The sequence below is a fragment of the Streptomyces sp. NPDC050418 genome (assembly GCF_044458745.1).
Lineage (GTDB): Bacteria > Actinomycetota > Actinomycetes > Streptomycetales > Streptomycetaceae > Streptomyces.
On record NZ_JBITIG010000001.1, the window covers coordinates 822,265 to 841,562 of the forward strand.

Genomic DNA, 19,298 nt, shown 5'->3' on the forward strand with positions numbered 1-19,298 from the left:
CGGGTGGGCCGTACGGAACGGTGCATTGCGTGCTCTGCGAGCGGGGTGCGCCGTCACCCCGGGGCATTCATGTCCTGTACACCTCAGGGACCGTAGCCGGGTTCGTCCACTTCCGAAAGACGTTGTGCAGCAAGGAAGTTGGACTTTTTCCCGCCCGAAGACAAAGCCCTCCGAGGGCGTGCCTGAGCAGGGGCCGGGCAGCTTTCGCCCGGCCCCTCGGCTCGGTGGCTCAGTCGCTCCCGAAGGCCGCGTCGAAGGACGCGGTCGGCAGCTCGTAGTCGTACGCCTTCAGCTTGGCCAGCGCCTCGGGTGCGCCCCGCAGGCGGTCCATGCCCGCGTCCTCCCACTCGACGGAGATCGGACCGTCGTAGCCGATGGAGTTGAGCATCCGGAAGACGTCCTCCCACGGCACGTCCCCGTGGCCGGCCGAGACGAAGTCCCAGCCGCGCCGTGGGTCGCCCCAGGGCAGGTGCGAGCCGAGGCGCCCGTTGCGGCCGTCGAGGCGGCGCCGGGCCTCCTTGCAGTCCACGTGGTAGATGCGGTCGCGGAAGTCGTAGAGGAAGCCGACCGGGTCGAGGTCCTGCCAGACGAAGTGCGACGGGTCGAAGTTGAGGCCGAAGGCCGGCCGGCGGTCGACCGCTTCCAGCGCGCGTACGGTCGTCCAGTAGTCGTACGCGATCTCGCTGGGGTGGACCTCATGGGCGAAGCGCACGCCCTCGGCGTCGAAGACGTCGAGAATCGGGTTCCAGCGCTCGGCGAAGTCCTCGTAGCCACGCTCGATCATGGACTCCGGGGCGGGCGGGAACATCGCGACCAGATGCCAGATCGAGGACCCCGTGAAGCCGATCACCGTGTCGACCCCGAAGGCCGCGGCAGCCCGCGCCGTGTCCTTGATCTCGGCGGCGGCCCGCTGCCGTACGCCCTCGCCCTCACCGTCGCCCCAGATCCGCGAGGGCAGGATGGCCTGGTGCCGCTCGTCGATGATCGAGTCGCAGACGGCCTGGCCCACGAGGTGATTGGAGATGGCGAAGCACTTCAGGCCGTACTTCTCCAGGAGCTGATGGCGCCCCTTGAGATACGCGGGGTCGGCGAGCGCCTTGTCGACCTCGAAGTGGTCGCCCCAGCAGGCGAGTTCGAGGCCGTCGTAGCCGAAGTCGCGGGCGTGCGCACAGACCTCCTCAAGAGGGAGGTCGGCCCACTGGCCGGTGAAGAGCGTGAAGGGTCGGGTCATGTCCGGGCCTCCTGGACCGGTATGGGGGTGAACGCGGAGTTCTTGGCCGCGCTCTCCTCGACCGCCGCGAGCACCCGCTGCACCTGCAGACCGTCCGCGAAGGACGGTGCGGGCGCGGTGCCCGAGGCGATGGCGTGCACGAGGTCGCGCGCCTGGTGGACGAAGGTATGCTCGTAGCCGAGGCCGTGGCCCGGCGGCCACCAGGCCTCCAGGTACGGGTGCTCGGGTTCGGTGACGAGGATGCGCCGGAAGCCGGCCGAGCCCGCGGGCAGGGAGTGGTCGTGGAATTCGAGTTCGTTGAGCCGTTCCAGGTCGAAGGCCAACGAGCCGTTCTCGCCGTTGAGTTCGAACCGCAGCGCGTTCTTTCGGCCGGTGGCGAACCGGGTCGCCTCGAAGGAGGCGAGCGCCCCGTTCGTGAACCGGGCCGTGAAGAGCGCCGCGTCGTCGACGGTGACCTGACCGCGCTCCCCCGACGCACTGCCGGAGAGCCCGGACGACGCACCCGCGAGCAGCGGCCGCTCCCGTACGAACGTTTCGGTGAGCGCCGACACCCCGGTGATCTGCGCTCCGGTCACGTGCTGCGCCAGGTCCACGATGTGCGCGCCGAGGTCGCCGAGCGCACCCGACCCCGCGTGCTCGCGCTCCAGGCGCCAGGTCAGCGGGAACTCGGGGTCGACCAGCCAGTCCTGCAGATATGTCACGCGGACGTGGTGGATCGCGCCGAGCCTGCCCTCGGCGACCATCTGCCGCGCGAGCGCCAGGGCGGGCACCCTGCGGTAGTTGAAGCCGACCATCGCCATCTGACCGCGTGCGGCGGCCTGTTCGGCGGCGGCCAGCATGGCCTCCGCCTCCTCGACCGTGTTGGCCAGGGGCTTCTCGCACAGCACGTGCTTGCCCGCCTCCAGGGCGGCGATGGCGATCTCGGCGTGGCTGTCGCCCGGTGTGCAGATGTCGACGAGCTGCACGTCGTCGCGGGCGATCAGCGCACGCCAGTCGGTCTCGGCGGCCGCCCAGCCGTGGCGGTCGGCGGCGGCCCGCACCGCCTCGGCGTCCCGGCCGCAGATCGCGGCCAGACGGGGCGTGAGCGGCAGGTCGAAGACCCGCCCCGCGGTGCGCCAGCCCTGCGAGTGGGCGGCGCCCATGAAGGCATAGCCGACCATGCCCACGCCAAGCCCGCCGCGCCTCACGGCAGCGGGCTCCTGCTTGTCCTGCACATCCTCCATACGGCATTCCTCCTGTTCGGCGTGCGGCGCTGCGGTCGTCCGAGGGGGAACGACCGCGGCGCCGGGTGCGGATGCGCGCGCCCGGGTCGCGGGCGCGCCGGCTCCCTCCGGAGCCGCGGTCCCCTCGGCCTGGAGGCCCGGGGACCGCATCCGCATCACTTGAAGCCGGTGGGCTTGTACTGGGCGACGTTCGTCTTGTCCACGACCGCCGAGTACAAGGTGACGGAGGACGGGATCTCGAACTCGGCCATGCCGCCGATGCCCTTGGCCTGGCCGAGCGCACGCGCGAGGTCGATCGCGGAGGCGGCCATGGTCGGCGGGTAGAGGACGGTGGCCTTGAGGACGCCGTCGTCCTTCTCGATGTGCTCGAAGGCGCTGGCGGCGCCGGCGCCGCCGACCATCAGGAAGTCGTCGCGGCCTGCCTGCGCGATGGCGGTGAGCGCGCCCACGCCCTGGTCGTCGTCGTGGTTCCACAGCGCGTCGAAGCTCTTCTGCGCCTGGAGCAGCGCGGCCATCTTGGACTGGCCGGACTCCACGGTGAACTCGGCGGCCTGGCGGGCGACCTTCTTGATGTTGGGGTAGTTCTTCAGGGCGTCGTCGAAGCCCTTGGTGCGCTGCTGCGTGAGTTCCAGGTTGTCGAGTCCGGCGAGCTCGACGACCTTGGCGTCCTTCTTGTCCTTGAGCTTCTCGCCGATGTAGTGACCGGCGTTGAGGCCCATGCCGTAGTTGTCGCCGCCGATCCAGCAGCGGTAGGCCTGCGGCGAGGAGAAGATCCGGTCGAGGTTGATGACCGGGATACCGGCCCGCATGGCCTTGAGGCCGGCCTGGGTCATGGCCTTGCCGTCGGCCGGCAGGATCACCAGGACGTCGACCTTCTTGTTGATCAGCGAGTCGATCTGGCCGATCTGCGCGGCGGCGTCGTTGGAGCCCTCGGTGATGTCGAGGGTGACGTCCGAGTACTTCTTGGCGCGGCTGCGGGCGTTGTCGTTGATCGCGTTGAGCCAGCCGTGGTCGGCCTGGGGCCCGGCGAAGCCGATGGTGACTTCCTTGCCGGGCTTGTCGTCGGCGACCGGGGCCTCGGCAGGCTTGTCCGCGTCCTTGTCGCTGGGCTCGTTGCTGGTGCAGGCGGTCAGGAACGCACCGGTGGAAACGGCGGCGGCCCCGAAGAGCAGCCCTCTGCGGCTCGTGAACTCTGGCATGACGGACCCTTCGCTTTATAGGGGTACGACGGGAAACGGGGGGACGGTGCTGGAGGTGCGGATGCGCGGGGAGAGGCGCTACGTGACCTGGTTGCGCGTGGTGCGGTTCTGGACCAGGACGGCGACGACGATGATCGCGCCCTTGGCGATCTGCTGGGTCGCGGTCTCCAGGTTGTTCAGGATGAAGATGTTGTTGATCGTCGTGAAGATCAGCACGCCGAGCACGGCGCCGACGATGGTGCCGCGGCCGCCGCTGAGCAGGGTGCCGCCGATGATGCAGGCGGCGATGGCGTCGAGTTCGTAGAGGTTGCCGTTGGTGTTCTGGCCCGAGCCGGAGAGCACGATCAGCATGAACGCGGCGATGCCGCAGCACAGTCCGGAGAGCAGATAGACGTAGAGCCGCTGGCGGCGGACATCGATGCCGGCGAGCCGGGCCGCCTCGTCGTTGCCGCCGACCGCGACCGTGCGGCGGCCGAACGTGGTGCGGTTCAGCACCAGCCAGCCGATGACCGCCACGCCCGCGAAGATCAGGGCGAGCGGCGGGATACCGAGGACGTACGCGTCCTTGTAGCCCATCTCCTTGACGGAGGTCACGGTGACCTCCTGGGTGTTGCCGCCGGTGATCTGCAGCGCGAGGCCGCGTGCGGAGGCGAGCATCGCGAGCGTCGCGATGAACGGCACCATCCGGCCGAACGCGATCAGGACGCCGTTGACGAGTCCGCAGGCCACGCCGACGAAAATCGCGGTGAACAGGATGCCCCAGAAGCCGAATTCCTGCGTGGCCACCGTGGTCGCCCACACCGAGGCGAGCGCCACCATCGCGCCGACCGAGAGGTCGATGCCGCCGCTGATGATCACGAAGGTCATGCCGACGGTCACCACACCGATGACCGAGGCCTGCGTGAGGATCAGCTGGTAGTTGTCGACTTCGAGGAAGTTGTCGGGTTTGGTGATGCCGCCGGCCACGATCAGCGCGATCAGCACACCGAGCAGCGACAGCGTCTGCATGTCGGCGCGGAGGAATTTGATGCGAGCGGCCTGCGGCTTCGCGGGCTTCCTGGGTTCGGCGAGCACAGTCGCGGCGCCGGGGCCGTCCTGTTCCGCCTTCGAGGCGGGGGTGGTCATGTCGCCGGGCTCCCTTCCATCACGAGGTCGAGTACGCGGTGTTCGTCGAGGTCGCGCGCCGGTGCCTCATGCACCACGCGGCCCTCGCGCAGGACGAGCACCCGGTCGGCGAGACCGAGCACTTCGGGGACTTCACTGGAGACGAGGAGCACTCCCAGCCCCTCGTCGGCGAGCCGTCGGATGACGGCGTACAGCTCGGCGCGGGCGCCGACGTCCACGCCGCGCGTGGGTTCGTCGAGCAGCAGCACCTTGCAGCCGCGCAGCAGCCAGCGGGCCAGGACGGCCTTCTGCTGGTTGCCGCCGGACAGGGTCCGCACCGGCACGGCGGGGTTGTCGGGGCGCAGCGACAGCTCACGTACCGCTTGCTGCGCGGCCACGAACTCGGCGCGCCGGTCGAGCCAGCCTCCGCGTGCGTAGCGGGACATGGAGGTGACGGAGACGTTGCGGGTGACGGATTCCAGCATCAGGAGCGCCTGGTGCTTGCGCTCCTCGGGCGCGAGGCCGACCCCGGCGCGTACGGCGGCCCGCACGCTCCCGGGCTTGAGCTCGTCGCCGTCCACGAGCACCCGGCCCGAACTGGCCCTCCTGGCACCGAAGATGGTCTCCAGGATCTCCGAGCGCCCCGATCCGACCAGCCCCGCGAGGCCCACGATCTCGCCGGGCCTGATCTCCAGGTCCAGGGGCGCGAACTCGCCCTTGCGGGACAGCCCTTCGGCCCTGAGCAGCGCGTTCCCGGCCGCGGGTTCGGTGGGCCGCTCGGGGAAGACGTACTCCACGTTCCGCCCGGTCATCAGGGAGACGACCTCGCTGGTGGGCGTGGTCTTGGCGGGCAGTCCGACCGCGACGGCCCGGCCGTCCTTGAGGACGGTGACCCGGTCGCCGATCCGCCGGATCTCCTCCAGGCGGTGCGAGATGTAGACGACGGCGACGCCGTCCGCGGTCAGATCGCCGACGATCCGGAAGAGGTTCTCGACCTCGTCGGGGTCGAGGGCGGCCGACGGCTCGTCCATCACGATCAGCCGTACCTCGTGCGAGAGCGCCCGTGCCATGGAGACGATCTGCTGGTGCGCCGCGGAGAGCCGGCCGACGAGTGTGCCCGGGTCGATCTCGGGGTGGCCGAGCCGCTTGAGCAGGTGCCCGGCGCGCTCCTTGGCCTCCCGGCCGCGGACGACGAAGCCGGCGCTGGTCGGTTCGTGCCCGAGGAAGACGTTCTCGGCCACGGACAGATGCGTGACGAGGTCCAGCTCCTGGTAGATGGTGGCGATTCCGTGCCGCATCGCCGCGATCGGCGAGCGCAGCGCGACCTGCTCGCCCTGCCAGTGGATCGCGCCGCCGTCGGGCTGGTGGACCCCGGCGAGGACCTTGATCAGGGTGGACTTGCCGGCGCCGTTCTGCCCGAGCAGACAGTGCACCTCACCGGGCAGCACTTCGAGGGCGACGCCGTCGAGCGCACGGACGCCGGGAAAGGACTTGGTGATGCCGTCCATGCGCAGCAACGGCTGCTGGGGCGGCTGGTCTTGCTCTGGTGCCATGACGTTTCCCCTCGGCGGGTGGCTCGGGCCGGTGAGCGGGCAGGGCAAAGCCGCGCGTCGTACCGGGCGCGGGTCCGGATGGGGTGGGCTTCGCGGGTCGCTGGGCGGATGCGATCGGGTTCGGGAGTGCGGGTCGTACGGCATGGAGGTGCCGTGCCACGCGCCCTCAGGTGCGCGTGGTGGGACGTAGGGACGTATGTGTGCCGCGTGCTTCGACGTACGCGTGGTGCGTGTGGTGCGGCCGTGCCTGACAGTGCAGCCGTGCCGGTTGGTGCGCGCAGGCCTTCGCGGGGCTCAGGCCGGCGAGAACAGGTGGTCGCTGATGAGCCGGGCCGCGCCGATGACTCCGGCGGTGGGACCCAACTCGCCCAGGACGATGGGCAGATTGCCGGTCGCCAGGGGCAGCGACTGGCGGTAGACCTGGGTGCGGATCGCGGCGAGCAGGGTGTGGCCGAGTCCGGTCACACCGCCGCCGATCACCACGAGCCCGGGATTGAAGAAGGAGACGAGACCGGCGATGACCTGCCCGGTCCGGTTGCCGCCTTCACGGATCAGCTCCAGGGCGGCGGCGTCACCGGCGGCCGCGGCGGCGGCCACGTCGGCGGCGCTGAGCCGGCCCTCGAAGCCCTCGGCCTCGAACAGGGCGGCCAGTTCGGGCGAACGGCCCGATGTGGCCGCCTCCTCGGCGTCGCGCGCGAGCGCCGCGCCGCTGAAGTGGGCCTCCAGGCAGCCCCGGTTGCCGCAGGCGCAGGGCCTGCCGTCCGGTTCGACCTGGATATGACCGATGTCGCCGGCCGAGCCCGTCGTACCGCGGTAGACCTCGCCGCCGACGACGATGCCGCAGCCGATACCGGTACCGATCTTGATGCAGAGGAAGTCGTGCACGGAGCGCGCGACGCCCGCGTGCTGCTCCCCCATCGCCATCAGGTTCACGTCGTTGTCGACCATGACCGGGCAGCCGAGGTCCTGGCTGAGCGCTTCCCGCACGGGGAAGCCGTCCCAGCCGGGCATGATCGGCGGCGCGACCGGCACGCCTTCGGGGAAGCGCACCGGACCCGGGACACCGATCCCGGCCCCGTCGAAGCCTTCGGCGAGCCCCGAGGCCTTCAACTTCGCGGCCATGGCGAGGACTTGCTCGAAGATCGCGACGGGGCCCTCGCGGACGTCCATCGGCTGGTTGACGTGGCCGAGCACTTCGAGCTCCGCGTTGGTGACGGCCACGTCGACGGAGGTCGCGCCGATGTCCACGCCGAGGAAGCGCAGTTCCGGCGCGAGCCGGATGTTGTGGGAGCGGCGGCCGCCGCGGGATGCGGCCAGGCCGTCGGCGACGACAAGACCGGTCTCCAGGAGGCGGTCCACCTCGACGGCCAGCTTCGACCTCGACAGATCGACCTGGTCACCGAGCTGTGCCCGTGAGTTCGGCCCGCCGTCACGCAGCAGGCGGAGCAGTCGCGCCTGGTGCGCGTTCGCGGGTCGAGCCGTCATTCGTCTCACGCTGCCCCTCCCGCCGTTCTCCGGCATCCACTGGCTTTCGAGGGGAAAGTAGCAGCGGTTGACCTGAGGGGGAAGAAGTTGCGCAGGAATCAGGTGCAACTTTCTCCACGCACAGGACAAAGATGCGAGCGGGCCGGGTGGGACGGTGGGGGCGGACCCTGGCCGGGCCCTCGGCCGGGCTTTCGGTCTGACCTTTGGGCCGGACCCGCCCCCACCCTCTCGTCAGCCCTTGCCGAGCAGCTTGTTCATCCGCTCGATCTCATCGGTCTGCGAGGTGATGATGGCATCGGCCATCTTCCTGGCGGGTGCGTAGGAGCCGTCGGACTTCTCGGCCCTCGCCATCTCCACGGCCCCTTCGTGGTGCTTGATCATCAGCTCCATGAAGGTGGTGTCGAAGTCGTTGCCGGAAGCCTTCTCCAGACCGTCCATCTCCTCGGCGGTCATCATGCCGCCGCCTCCGCCGTGGCCGCCGTGACCGGAAGCGCCCTCGGCGGGAACCTTCTCGCCCCACGAGGTCAGCCACCCGCTGAGGGTCTTGATCTCCGGGTCCTGGGCCTTCTTGATCTCGTCGGCGAGCTTCTTGACCTCGTCGGACGCGGCCCGGTCGGGCGCGAGCTCCGCCATCTCCACCGCCTGGCGGTGGTGCGGGATCATCCCCTGCGCGAACGCGATGTCCGCGGCATTGGCCTTGCCGTCCTCGGCCTTGCCGGCCGTGGCCGACGGCGACTTCGTGCCGTGATCACTGCCGTGCCCGGAGGCCCCGTCGTCACTGCCGCCGCAAGCGGCGAGGGCGAAGGCGGCGGCGCCCGCCGCGGTGATCGCGACGGCACGGCGGACGAGGGTACGTGTGCTCTTCATCTGGGGTGCAACTCCTTCACGCGCGGCGCAATGGCGGCCGCACGGACTCGCGGATACAAGGTGGGTCGCGCGCACGGCTCGTCGCTCCGGCGCAGGCCGGAGTACAGAGCCGGGCGAAGGAGCCCCTATATCCGCAGAAGTTGCAGTTCGGCGAGATCGGGTGGCGCGCGGCCGTTCTCCGTCGAGGCGCATACGGCCGCTGTTCCCACGGAGGCGACGGCGGGCGCTCCGCCGACCGCCGCGCTCAGCGCGGGCGGCGCGTACGACATACCGATTCCGGTCGCCGCGCAGGTGCCGTCGGCGTGCTCCAGATGGTCGGAGCCGTGCCCCTCGTGCGCGCACCGGACGGCTTCACGATCGGGCATCGCCCCGTGCGAGGCGGTGCTCGCGGCCGGAGCCCCGTGGCCCGCCCCCATCGCGGAGGTCATCCCGGTTGCCGCCGCCGGCGCGCCGGGCGGCAGCGCGTGCATCCCGAGGATCCCGGTCAGCACCGCCATGACCAGCAGCACGAGGAGCCGCCCGGCGGGGCGGCTCCTCGGTGCGGTGCTTGCGGTGCTCGTGGTCACGCGCTCATCGTACGCAGCGTGGTTCAGCCGTTCTCGCGCTGGTGGTACGTACGGCGGGTGTGCTCGGTGTGGGCGCGCATGACCTGCGTGGCGCGCTGTTCATCGCGGTCCGAGATGGCCGCGATCAGCTCGCGGTGCTCGATCCAGGACTGCTTGCCGCGCTGCCGGGCGACGGGCGTGTAGTACCAGCGCACCCGCTGGTCCACGCGTGCGGCCAGCTCGGAGAGCACGAGGTTGCCGGCCAGCTGCATCACCTTCGCGTGGAACTCCGCGTTGGTCGCGACGACAAGGTCCACCTCACCGTCGGCGACGGCCTGCTCGCCCTTCGCGCACAGCTCCTCCAGGGCGGCGATTCCCGCCGACCCGGCGTTGGCCGCGGCGAGGCGGGCGGCCTCCGCCTCCAGGAGCGTACGCACGGTGAGGAGCTGGTCGGCCTCCTCCTCGGTCGGCTCGTGCACGAACGCGCCCTGCGCGGGCCGCAGATCGACCCAGCCCTCGGTGTTGAGGCGCTGCAGCGCCTCGCGCACCGGCTGCCGCGAGACACCGAGGTGCCCGGCGAGCTCGCTCTCGACCAGGTGCTGGCCCGGGCGCAGGGACCGTGTCGTGATGAGTTCGAGCAGGGCCACGTACACGCGCTCGCGCAGCGGACCGGGCCGTTCGAGCTTGGGCACCGCTCCTTGCGGCAGTCCTGCGGACAACATCACGATCCCCCTCCTGGGCGGCTCAGACGCCGCACGGTCAACTCGCCCCTCACGGATGGGCATTGGCTATCGTCTACAGTCTACCGAGCACAATTTCCAGCGTGGGGACAAGTTGCCCTCATCACAGAGGGCTACACCCCGACACCTCGCGCAACCTCGACGGCTCCGCTCCGCCGGCTCCCCTTGCATTCCCCTCGTACGAGATGGCTTGTCGACGTCGTTCCCATACTGTAGACAATATTTCGTCGACACTAAGCAGTCGCGCTCCCTAGATCGGCTTCCCTCGACCGAACGGAGAGCTCCACAGTGAAGGTTGCAGTTGTCGGCGCCGGTGCGATCGGCGCCTACGTCGGAGCGGCGCTGCATCGCGCCGGCGCCGACGTTCATCTCCTGGCCCGTGGACCGCACTTGGCGGCCATGAGGCAGCACGGCGTAAAGGTGCACAGCCCGCGGGGCGACTGGACCGCGCACGTACACGCCACGGACCGGGCCGAGGACATCGGCCCGGTCGACCATGTCTTCCTGGGGCTGAAGGCCAACTCGTACGCGGCGTGCGGGCCGCTCGTCGAGCCTCTGCTCCAGGAACACACCTCGGTGATCGCGGCCCAGAACGGGATTCCGTGGTGGTACTTCCACCGCCACGGGGGCCCGTACGACGGACAGCGGGTCGAGAGCGTGGATCCGGGCGGCTCGGTCAGCGCCGTCCTCGCGCAGGAACGGGCGATCGGCTGTGTGGTGTACGCGGCGACCGAGCTGGAGGGCCCGGGCGTCGTCCGCCACATCGAAGGCACCCGCTTCTCCATCGGTGAACCGGACCGCTCCGTCTCCAAGCGCTGCCTCGAGTTCAGCGAGGCGATGCAGGCGGGCGGGCTCAAGTGCCCCGTCGAGCCGGATCTGCGCAACGACATCTGGATCAAGCTGCTCGGCAACATCTCGTTCAACCCGATCAGCGCCCTCACCCGGGCCACGATGCGCGAGATGTGTCTGCACGACTCCACGCGCGGAGTGATCGAACTGATGATGGCGGAGACGCTCGCGGTGGCATCGGCGCTCGACTGCCGCCCCGAGATCTCCATCGAGCGCAGGATCGCGGGCGCCGAGCGCGTCGGCGACCACCGCACGTCCACGCTCCAGGACCTGGAGAAGGGCAAGCCGCTCGAACTCGACGTGCTGCTCTCGGCGGTGGTCGAACTCGCCGCGATCTCCGGGGTCGAGGTCCCCACGCTGCGCACGGTCGCGGCGATCTCCGACCTCCTCGCCCAGGGCACGGCCGTCGCGGCCTGAACCCGCGGTACCCGGCGGGCATACGGCGCCGCACGGCCCGTATGCCCGCCGCCCGGTCCACGCGACCCGATCAACAAACCCCTTGCATGAGGCTTCCGTTGGGACGCGGGCGACAGAATACTGTATGCAATACAGGCGTGAGGAGCTCAGCGTGAAGAAGCGAGACCGAACTCCCAAGACGTACAGCCGGCTCACCCATCCCCTGGTCCGCGACGAGAAGAACGGACCGCTGCGCAGGGCGACTTGGGACGAGGCACTGGCCAAGGCGGCGGAGGGATTCCGGCGCAACCGGACCGAGCACGGACCCGATGCGTTCGCCATGCTCTCCTGCGCCCGAGCCACCAACGAGATGAACTACGTGGCGCAGAAGTTCACCCGCGTCGTCATCGGCACCAACAATGTCGACTCCTGCAACCGCACCTGCCACGCACCGAGCGTGGCCGGTCTGTCCGCGGTCTTCGGATCGGGCGGCGGCACCTCCTCGTACGAGGAGGTGGAGCACACCGACTTCATCCTGATGTGGGGCTCCAACGCCCGCTTCGCGCACCCGATCTTCTTCCAGCACGTCCTGAAGGGGATACGCAACGGTGCACGGATGTACGCGGTCGACCCGCGCCGCACCTCGACCGCCGAATGGGCCGAGAGCTGGATGGGCCTGAACGTGGGCACCGACATCCCGCTCGCGCACGCGGTGGGCCGCGAGATCATCGCCGCCGGACTGCACAACAAGGCGTTCATCGAGCGCGCCACCACCGGTTTCGAGGAGTACAAGAAGCTCGTCGAACCCTGGACCCTCTCGCTCGCCGAGAAGGTGACGGGCGTACCCGCTGCCGCCATCAAGGACCTCGCCCACGCGTACGCGAGCGCCGAACGCGCGCAGCTGTGCTGGACGCTCGGCATCACCGAGCACCACAACGGCACCGACAACGTACGGGCGTTGATCAACCTGTCGCTGCTCACCGGCCACGTCGGCCGCTGGGGCGCGGGCGTGCAGCCGCTGCGCGGGCAGAACAACGTGCAGGGCGGCGGCGACATGGGCGCCATCCCCAACAAGCTGCCCGGCTTCCAGGACATCCTCGACGACGGCCACCGCGCCAAGTTCGAGTCCGCCTGGGACGTGGTGATCCAGCCGAAGTACGGCATGACGCTCACCGACATGTTCGAGGCCATGGAGCACGGCACGCTCAAGGCCGTGTACTGCATCGGCGAGAACCCCGCCCAGTCCGAGGCCGACAGCGACCAGGCCCTGCGCCGGCTGCAGAACCTCGACCACCTCGTCGTCCAGGACATCTTCCTCACCAAGACCGCCGAACTCGCGGACGTGGTGCTCCCGGCAACGGCCTCCTGGGCCGAGACGGACGGCACGACGACCAACAGCGAACGGCGCGTCCAGCGCGTACGGGCCGCGCTCACACCGCCCGGTGAGGCGCGTGAGGACATCGAGATCATCTGCGACGTGGCGGGCCGGCTCGGCCACGACTGGAAGTGGTCCGACGCCCAGGCCGTCTGGGACGAGCTGCGCTCGCTCTCGCCCGACCACTTCGGGATGACGTACGACCGCCTGGAGGAGCACCACGGGCTGCAGTGGCCTTGCCCCGACACGGAGAAGCTGCCGTCGAGCTTCCTGCACGGCCGGTTGTGGGAGACCGATCCCGGACTGCGCGGCACGCCCGCCGCGTTCGGTCTCGTCGAGCACGATCCGCCGGTGGATCTCACCGACGAGAACTTCCCGATCCGGCTGACGACCGGCCGGCGCCTCGACTCGTACAACACCGGTGTGCAGAGCGGGAGTTTCGCCTCGCCGCTGCGGCGCGGCGAGTACATCGAGATCTGTCCGGAGGACGCGGAACGGCTCGGGGTGCGGGTCGGCGAGGAGGTGCGGGTCGCCTCGCGGCGCGGCACCGTCACCGCGCCCGTGTGGGTCGACACCGGACTGCGGCCCGGTCTCGCGTTCATGACGTTCCACTTCCCGGACGAGGTGGACACCAACCAGTTGACGATCGAGGCGAACTGCCCGATAGCGGGGACCGCCGAGTTCAAGGCCTCGGCGATCCGCATCGAGAAACTGCACGCGAACGAGCCCGTCGCGGCCGTGAGGAGCTGAGGCAGGACCATGGATCTGCACTTCGGTGACAGCAAGCCGACTGATGAGGAAAGGGCGGCGATCGACGCGCTGCTCGGTCCTCCCGAGTCGGCCTGGGAGGGGGCGTCGGACCGTACGGACACCGACCTTCGCTGGGCGCGGGGAGGACGGGCCGCACGGGAGCGGCGCGATCTGTTGTTGCCGGGCCTGCACGCGGTCAACGACCGGGTGGGCTGGATCAGCGAGGGCGCGCTCGACTATCTCTGCAGGCGGCTCACGGTTCCGCCGGCGGAGGCCTACGGGGTCGCGACGTTCTACTCGATGTTCGCCGTGAAGCCCCGTCCCGCGACGGTGCTGCACGTGTGCACGGACCTGGCGTGCGCGTCCCGGGACTCCGCGTCGTTGTGCGCGGGTCTGGAGGCGCGGCTCGGTCCGGCGGGCACGCCGTCCGGGGCGGGGGTGCTCTGGGAGAAGAGCCCTTGTCTGGGGCTGTGCGAGCGGGCTCCGGCGGCTCTGGTGATACGGGCGGGGGCCGAGCCGGCCGATGAAGTCGGGCCGGGCAGGCGCCTGTTGGGCGCTCTGAGCGGCGGCGACCCCGTGCCCGGCGAGCGGACCCGGGCCACCGCGGTGATCGCCCCGGCGACCGTCGAGGAGGCGATCGTCGCGGCGACCGCTCCCGAGACGGCTCCCGAGGAGCCGGCCGCCGCGCTCGCGGTGCCACAGGCCGGCCAGGACGGTCTGGTGCTGCTGAAGAACATCGGTGTCGTCGACCCGTACGACCTCGACGACTACCGCTCCAACGGCGGCTATACGGCGCTGCGTACGGCCTTCGCGATCGGCCCCGCGGGTGTGATCCGCGAGGTCAAGGACTCGGGTCTGGTGGGGCGCGGTGGCGCGGCCTTCCCGACCGGGGTGAAGTGGCAGGCCACGGCCTCCCAGCCGGACCATCCGCACTATCTGGTCTGCAACGCCGACGAATCCGAGCCCGGCACCTTCAAGGACCGGGTGATCATGGAGGGCGATCCGTACGCGCTCATCGAGTCGATGACGGTCGCCGGGTACGCGATCGGCGCGCGGCAGGGCTATCTGTATCTGCGCGGCGAGTACCCGCGGGCCCTGGAGCGGCTGACCCACGCCATCGGACAGGCCCGGTCCCGCGGTCTGCTCGGCGAGAACATCATGGGCCAGGGCTACGACTTCGACATCGAGATACGCCGCGGTGCGGGTGCGTACATCTGCGGTGAGGAGACGGCGCTCTTCAACTCCATCGAGGGCTATCGCGGCGAGCCGCGCTCCAAGCCCCCGTTCCCGGTGGAGAAGGGCCTGTTCGGCAAGCCGACCGTCGAGAACAACGTCGAGACGCTGGTCAACGTGCTGCCGATCCTGACCATGGGGGCGCAGGCCTTCTCGGCGATCGGCACCGGGAAGTCGACGGGTCCGAAGCTGTTCTGCGTGTCCGGGAACGTCGAGCGGCCCGGGATCTACGAGCTGCCGTTCGGCGCGACCCTCGGCGATCTCCTGGACCTCGCGGGCCCGCCGGAGCGGTTGAAGGCGGTGCTGCTCGGCGGCGCCGCGGGCGGTTTCGTACGGGCCGACGAGCTGGACATCCCGCTGACGTTCGAGGGCACGCGGGAGGCGGGCACGACGCTCGGCTCGGGTGTGGTGCTCGCGCTGGACGACAGTGTGCCGCTGCCGCGGATGCTGCTGCGGATCGCCGAGTTCTTCCGTGACGAGTCCTGCGGCCAGTGCGTGCCCTGCCGCGTCGGCACCGTGCGGCAGGAGGAGGCGCTGCACCGGATCGCCGACCGCACGGGAGCCGCGGCCGCGAACGACATCGCGCTGCTGCGGGAAGTGGGGGCGGCCATGAAGGACGCCTCGATCTGCGGTCTCGGGCAGACCGCGTGGAACGCCGTGGAATCGGCCATCGATCGTCTGGGAGCGTACGAATGACAGCACCGGCCATGCCGCGCAACTCGTCCGCCGTTCCGCTCGGACTGCCGCGCCGGCTCATCGAGTTCACCCTGGACGGACAGGAGGTCCGGGTCCCCGAGGGGTCCACGATCCTGGACGCCTGCCGGGCCGAGGGCAAGGACATCCCGACGCTCTGCGAGGGCGACACGCTGCGGCCCAAGAACGCCTGCCGGGTGTGCGTCGTCGAGGTGGAGGGCGCGCGGACGCTGGCGCCCGCGTGTTCCCGCAAGGCCGAGGCGGGCATGACGGTCCGTACGGACACGGAGCGGGCCCGGCACAGCCGGAAGATCGTGATCGAGCTGCTCGCCTCGTCCGTGGATCTGTCCACCACGCCGCGGGTCGCCGAGTGGATCAAGGAGTACGACGCGAAGCCGGACCGCTTCGGTCCGGACGCGGCACGGCTCAACGAGGACCCGAAGATCGACAACGATCTCTACGTCCGCGACTACGACAAGTGCATCCTCTGCTACAAGTGCGTCGACGCGTGTGGCGACCAGTGGCAGAACACCTTCGCGATCTCGGTCGTGGGCCGTGGGTTCGACGCCCGGATCGCCGTCGAGCACGACGGTCCGCTCACCGAGTCGGCCTGTGTGTACTGCGGCAACTGCATCGAGGTCTGTCCCACGGGCGCCCTGTCCTTCAAGTCCGAGTTCGACATGCGTGAGGCCGGGACCTGGGACGAGTCGCAGCAGACGGAGACCACCACGGTCTGCGCGTACTGCGGTGTGGGCTGCAATCTGACGCTGCACGTGCAGGACAATGAGATCGTCAAGGTCACCTCGCCGCATGAGAACCCGGTGACCCACGGCAATCTCTGCATCAAGGGCCGCTTCGGCTACCAGCACGTACAGAACCGGGACTGATCACGACATGGGACGCGTCACGGAACGGCGCCGGGTGATCCGGGTGCGGGGCGGGCATGTGTCCGCGCGCCCGGACACCTTGGTCGCCGAGGAACCTCTGGAGATCCGGCTCAACGGCAAACCCCTCGCCATCACGATGCGCACGCCGGGCGACGATTTCGCGCTCGCGGCGGGCTTCCTGGTGAGCGAGGGGGTGCTCGGCGCCGCGGAGGAGCTGCAGTCGATCGTGTACTGCGCGGGCGCGACGGCGGACGGATCCAACACGTACAACGTCGTCGACGTGAAGACCGCTCCGGGCGTCGTCCTGCCGGACATCACCCTGGAACGCAACGTCTACACGACCTCGTCGTGCGGGCTGTGCGGCAAGGCGTCGCTCGATGCCGTGCGCACCACCGCGCGGTGGCCGATCGACGACACGCAAGGGGACAGCGCTCCCCCGGTCCTGCTCGATCCCGAGCTGCTCGCCCGCCTCCCCGACCGGCTGCGGGAAGCACAACGGGTCTTCGACCGGACCGGGGGTCTGCACGCCGCCGCGCTCTTCACGGCGGACGGTCAGTTGGTCGACATACGGGAGGACGTGGGCCGGCACAACGCGGTCGACAAGCTCGTCGGACGGGCGCTGCGGGAGGGCAACCTGCCGCTGTCCCGTTCGGTGCTGCTCGTCTCGGGCCGTGCCTCGTTCGAGCTGGCGCAGAAGGCCGTGATGGCGGGCATCCCGGTGCTCGCCGCGGTCTCCGCGCCGTCGTCGCTCGCGGTCGACCTCGCCGCGGAGACCGGCCTCACCCTGGTCGGCTTCCTGCGCGGCACCTCCATGAACGTGTACGCGGGCGAGCACCGGCTGGCTCTGGGGGCGACGGCCTCCACGGGCTGACCGGCCGCTGCTCGCGGCACGACGGGCAAGGGCCCGGTACGGCGGGGAGCGCCCCCTGCGCCGACCGGGCCCTTTGCTCTTTCACGAACCTGGAGCGTGCACTCTCACCGAACCTGGAGCGTGCACTCTCGCGAACCTAGAGCGCCTCGTCCACCCGCCGCAGATCCTTCAGCCACGCCTCCGCCGTGCTGTCCGACGGCGCCCGCCAGTCGCCGCGCGGGGAGAGCGAGCCGCCGTGGGAGACCTTCGGGCCGTTCGGCATGGCGGAGCGCTTGAACTGGGCGAACGCGAAGTAGCGCTTGCAGAAGACCTCCAGCCAGCGGCGGATCTCCGCAAGGTCGTACGCGCCGCGCTTGTCGTCCGGGAAGCCGGGCGGCCACTCCCCCGCCTTCACGTCGTGCCAGGCATGCCACGCCAGGAAGGCGATCTTCGAGGGGCGGAAGCCGTAGCGCAGGACGTGGAAGAGCGTGAAGTCGTGCAGCGCGTACGGGCCGATCTTGGACTCCGTGGACTGCAGCTCCTCGCCGGGCACCAGCTCCGGGCTGATCTCGGTGTCGAGGACAGCCGTGAGCGTCGCCGCGGTCTCCTCGTCGAACTGCTCGCTGCTGACCACCCAGCGGATCAGGTGCTGGATCAGCGTCTTCGGCACGCCCGAGTTCACGTTGTAGTGGCTCATCTGGTCGCCGACGCCGTAGGTGCACCAGCCCAGCGCCAGCTCGGACAGGTCGCCCGTGCCGAGCACGATGCCGCCGCGCTGGTTGGCGAGCCGGAAGAGGTAGTCGGTACGCAGTCCGGCCTGGACGTTCTCGAAGGTGACGTCGTAGACGGGCTCGCCCTCCGAGAAGGGGTGGCCCATTTCGGAGAGCATCAGGCGGGCCGTCGGCGTGATGTCGAGTTCGGCCGCCGTCACGCCCAGCGCGTTCATCAGACGGTGCGCGTTGCCCTTGGTGTGGTCACCGGTCGCGAAGCCAGGGAGCGTGAAGCCGAGGATGTCGGTGCGCGGGCGGCCCGCCCGGTCCATCGCGCGGGCCGCGACGATGAGCGCGTGCGTGGAGTCGAGGCCGCCGGACACGCCGATCACGATCTTCGGGTTGCCGATGGATGCCAACCGCTGCTGCAGTCCGGCGACTTGGATGTTGTACGCCTCGTAGCAGTCCTGCGCGAGGCGCTCGGCGTCGGCGGGCACGAAGGGGTAGCGCTCCAGGCGCCGCTTGAGTCCGAGGTTCGCGGTGGGCGGGTCGAGCGCGAAGGCGATCTCGCGGAAGTCCCCGGTGCGGGAGTCGTGCACCCGGCGGTTGTCGTCGAAGGTGCCCATCCGCTGCCGTTCCTGGCGGATGAGGTCCAGGTCGACGTCCGCGACCGCGCGCCGGTCGCCGTCCGGGAAACGCTCGGTCTCGGCGAGCAGCGCCCCGTTCTCGTAGATCATCGTCTGGCCGTCCCAGGCCAGGTCGGTGGTGGACTCCCCCGGTCCGGCGGCCGAGTACACATATGCGGCGAGGTAGCGCTGTGAGGCCGAGCGGCACAGCAGCTTGCGGTCCTCGGCGCGGCCGACGGTGATCGGGCTGCCGGAGAGGTTCACGAGCACGCTCGCTCCGGCCAGCGCGGCCTCGGCGCTGGGCGGCACGGGCACCCACATGTCCTCGCAGATCTCGGCGTGCACGACGAGGCCGGGCACGTCCGAGGCGGCGAAGAGGAGGTCCGTGCCGAAGGGGAGCTCCTCGCCGGTGACCCGGATCGTCCCGCCGCGCTCGTCGTCACCGTCCGCGAGCTGCCGGCGCTCGTAGAACTCGCGGTAGTTCGGCGGGTACGACTTCGGTACGACGCCGAGGATCCGGCCACGGTGCACGAGGACCGCGCAGTTGTAGATGCGGTGGCGGTGGCGCAGCGGCGCGCCCACCACGAGCACGGGCAGCAGGTCGGCCGACCCGGCGACGATCTCCGCGAGGGCCGTCTCCACCTGGTCGAGGACGACGTCCTGCAGGAGCAGGTCCTCGATCGAGTACCCGGTGAGGGTCAGCTCGGGGAAGACGGCGACGGCGACGCCTTCCTGGTCGCACTCCCGTGCCTGCCGCAGGACCGCGGCGGCGTTGGCGTGCGGGTCCGCGATGTGCGTATGGCCCGTGCACGCGGCGATCCGGGCGAAGCCCTGGCTGTAGAGGGACCAGAAGTTCAAGGCGCGCCTTCCTCGACGGACTCGGTGTCTCGGTGTCCGCCGGCTCCGTGACGGGACGGATACGGCGGATACGTCGCCCCCATCCTCCCCCCGACCGGCCCCGCGTCCCAATCCGGGGCGCCTC

15 protein-coding genes are annotated in these 19,298 nt (G+C 70.2%); 5 read left to right on the top strand and 10 right to left on the bottom strand.

All coding sequences use genetic code 11. From position 1 onward, the window contains the following. Positions 1–229: 229 nt before the first annotated feature. The 9 genes from ACIBI4_RS03705 to ACIBI4_RS03745 all read right to left on the bottom strand — a co-directional run bounded on the left by ACIBI4_RS03705 (position 230) and on the right by ACIBI4_RS03745 (position 9,929). Positions 230–1,231 (bottom strand): sugar phosphate isomerase/epimerase family protein, encoded by a 1,002-nt coding sequence (locus ACIBI4_RS03705; RefSeq protein WP_399201889.1) that lies wholly within the window; start codon positions 1,229–1,231, stop codon positions 230–232. Beyond that, positions 1,228–2,454, bottom strand: a complete 1,227-nt coding sequence (locus ACIBI4_RS03710; protein WP_399201890.1) for a Gfo/Idh/MocA family protein — start codon at positions 2,452–2,454, stop codon at positions 1,228–1,230. The genes ACIBI4_RS03705 and ACIBI4_RS03710 overlap by 4 nt, the downstream gene beginning before the upstream one ends. A 155-nt stretch (positions 2,455–2,609) precedes the next feature. Beyond that, complete coding sequence (locus tag ACIBI4_RS03715) at positions 2,610–3,653, bottom strand: substrate-binding domain-containing protein (RefSeq protein WP_399201891.1); 1,044 nt, start codon at positions 3,651–3,653, stop codon at positions 2,610–2,612. Positions 3,654–3,731: 78 nt separating this feature from the next. Further along, positions 3,732–4,778 carry an ABC transporter permease gene (locus ACIBI4_RS03720; RefSeq protein ID WP_399201892.1) on the bottom strand — a complete coding sequence of 349 codons (1,047 nt, stop codon included), beginning with the start codon at positions 4,776–4,778 and terminating at the stop codon, positions 3,732–3,734. Beyond that, positions 4,775–6,265 carry a sugar ABC transporter ATP-binding protein gene (locus ACIBI4_RS03725; protein ID WP_399202033.1) on the bottom strand — a complete coding sequence of 497 codons (1,491 nt, stop codon included), beginning with the start codon at positions 6,263–6,265 and terminating at the stop codon, positions 4,775–4,777. The genes ACIBI4_RS03720 and ACIBI4_RS03725 overlap by 4 nt, the downstream gene beginning before the upstream one ends. 339 nt (positions 6,266–6,604) lie before the next feature. Further along, positions 6,605–7,795 carry an ROK family protein gene (locus tag ACIBI4_RS03730; protein WP_399201893.1) on the bottom strand — a complete coding sequence of 397 codons (1,191 nt, stop codon included), beginning with the start codon at positions 7,793–7,795 and terminating at the stop codon, positions 6,605–6,607. Positions 7,796–8,026: 231 nt separating this feature from the next. After that, positions 8,027–8,662: a DUF305 domain-containing protein gene (locus tag ACIBI4_RS03735; protein WP_399201894.1), complete on the bottom strand. Its 636-nt coding sequence runs from the start codon at positions 8,660–8,662 to the stop codon at positions 8,027–8,029. Between the two features lie 125 nt (positions 8,663–8,787). Further along, complete coding sequence (locus tag ACIBI4_RS03740) at positions 8,788–9,159, bottom strand: DUF6153 family protein (RefSeq protein WP_399202034.1); 372 nt, start codon at positions 9,157–9,159, stop codon at positions 8,788–8,790. A 92-nt stretch (positions 9,160–9,251) separates the two neighbouring features. Beyond that, positions 9,252–9,929: a GntR family transcriptional regulator gene (locus ACIBI4_RS03745; RefSeq protein ID WP_399202035.1), complete on the bottom strand. Its 678-nt coding sequence runs from the start codon at positions 9,927–9,929 to the stop codon at positions 9,252–9,254. Positions 9,930–10,235: 306 nt separating this feature from the next. Here ACIBI4_RS03745 and ACIBI4_RS03750 point away from each other — a divergent pair, with 306 nt between their 5' ends. The 5 genes from ACIBI4_RS03750 to fdhD all read left to right on the top strand — a co-directional run bounded on the left by ACIBI4_RS03750 (position 10,236) and on the right by fdhD (position 17,001). Further along, positions 10,236–11,213: a 2-dehydropantoate 2-reductase gene (locus ACIBI4_RS03750; RefSeq protein ID WP_399201895.1), complete on the top strand. Its 978-nt coding sequence runs from the start codon at positions 10,236–10,238 to the stop codon at positions 11,211–11,213. A gap of 124 nt (positions 11,214–11,337) precedes the next feature. Next, positions 11,338–13,317 carry a molybdopterin oxidoreductase family protein gene (locus tag ACIBI4_RS03755; RefSeq protein ID WP_399201896.1) on the top strand — a complete coding sequence of 660 codons (1,980 nt, stop codon included), beginning with the start codon at positions 11,338–11,340 and terminating at the stop codon, positions 13,315–13,317. Between the two features lie 9 nt (positions 13,318–13,326). Further along, entirely contained in the window at positions 13,327–15,246 is a 1,920-nt protein-coding gene (locus tag ACIBI4_RS03760) for an NAD(P)H-dependent oxidoreductase subunit E (protein ID WP_399201897.1), read from the top strand. A gap of 11 nt (positions 15,247–15,257) precedes the next feature. Next, complete coding sequence (locus ACIBI4_RS03765; RefSeq protein WP_399202036.1) at positions 15,258–16,130, top strand: 2Fe-2S iron-sulfur cluster-binding protein; 873 nt, start codon at positions 15,258–15,260, stop codon at positions 16,128–16,130. A gap of 7 nt (positions 16,131–16,137) precedes the next feature. After that, the gene (gene fdhD / locus ACIBI4_RS03770; RefSeq protein WP_399201898.1) at positions 16,138–17,001 is read left to right on the top strand and encodes a formate dehydrogenase accessory sulfurtransferase FdhD; all 864 of its coding nucleotides are present in this window, start codon (positions 16,138–16,140) and stop codon (positions 16,999–17,001) included. Positions 17,002–17,137: 136 nt separating this feature from the next. On the opposite strand, the gene ACIBI4_RS03775 is transcribed toward fdhD, so the two are convergent. Continuing rightward, on the bottom strand, positions 17,138–19,174 hold the full coding sequence (locus tag ACIBI4_RS03775) for an NAD(+) synthase (RefSeq protein ID WP_399201899.1): 2,037 nt from the start codon (positions 19,172–19,174) through the stop codon (positions 17,138–17,140). Positions 19,175–19,298: the final 124 nt, after the last annotated feature.

What these genes read in the sequence shown, in the direction of transcription:
- ACIBI4_RS03705 (WP_399201889.1), bottom strand. Translation starts at nt 1,231, where the DNA reads ATGACCCGACCCTTCACGCTCTTCACCGGCCAGTGGGCCGACCTCCCT.
- ACIBI4_RS03710 (WP_399201890.1), bottom strand. Translation starts at nt 2,454, where the DNA reads ATGGAGGATGTGCAGGACAAGCAGGAGCCCGCTGCCGTGAGGCGCGGC.
- ACIBI4_RS03715 (WP_399201891.1), bottom strand. Translation starts at nt 3,653, where the DNA reads ATGCCAGAGTTCACGAGCCGCAGAGGGCTGCTCTTCGGGGCCGCCGCC.
- ACIBI4_RS03720 (WP_399201892.1), bottom strand. Translation starts at nt 4,778, where the DNA reads ATGACCACCCCCGCCTCGAAGGCGGAACAGGACGGCCCCGGCGCCGCG.
- ACIBI4_RS03725 (WP_399202033.1), bottom strand. Translation starts at nt 6,265, where the DNA reads ATGGACGGCATCACCAAGTCCTTTCCCGGCGTCCGTGCGCTCGACGGC.
- ACIBI4_RS03730 (WP_399201893.1), bottom strand. Translation starts at nt 7,795, where the DNA reads ATGACGGCTCGACCCGCGAACGCGCACCAGGCGCGACTGCTCCGCCTG.
- ACIBI4_RS03735 (WP_399201894.1), bottom strand. Translation starts at nt 8,662, where the DNA reads ATGAAGAGCACACGTACCCTCGTCCGCCGTGCCGTCGCGATCACCGCG.
- ACIBI4_RS03740 (WP_399202034.1), bottom strand. Translation starts at nt 9,159, where the DNA reads ATGGCGGTGCTGACCGGGATCCTCGGGATGCACGCGCTGCCGCCCGGC.
- ACIBI4_RS03745 (WP_399202035.1), bottom strand. Translation starts at nt 9,929, where the DNA reads ATGTTGTCCGCAGGACTGCCGCAAGGAGCGGTGCCCAAGCTCGAACGG.
- ACIBI4_RS03755 (WP_399201896.1), top strand. Translation starts at nt 11,338, where the DNA reads ATGCAATACAGGCGTGAGGAGCTCAGCGTGAAGAAGCGAGACCGAACT.
- ACIBI4_RS03760 (WP_399201897.1), top strand. Translation starts at nt 13,327, where the DNA reads ATGGATCTGCACTTCGGTGACAGCAAGCCGACTGATGAGGAAAGGGCG.
- ACIBI4_RS03765 (WP_399202036.1), top strand. Translation starts at nt 15,258, where the DNA reads ATGCCGCGCAACTCGTCCGCCGTTCCGCTCGGACTGCCGCGCCGGCTC.
- fdhD (WP_399201898.1), top strand. Translation starts at nt 16,138, where the DNA reads ATGGGACGCGTCACGGAACGGCGCCGGGTGATCCGGGTGCGGGGCGGG.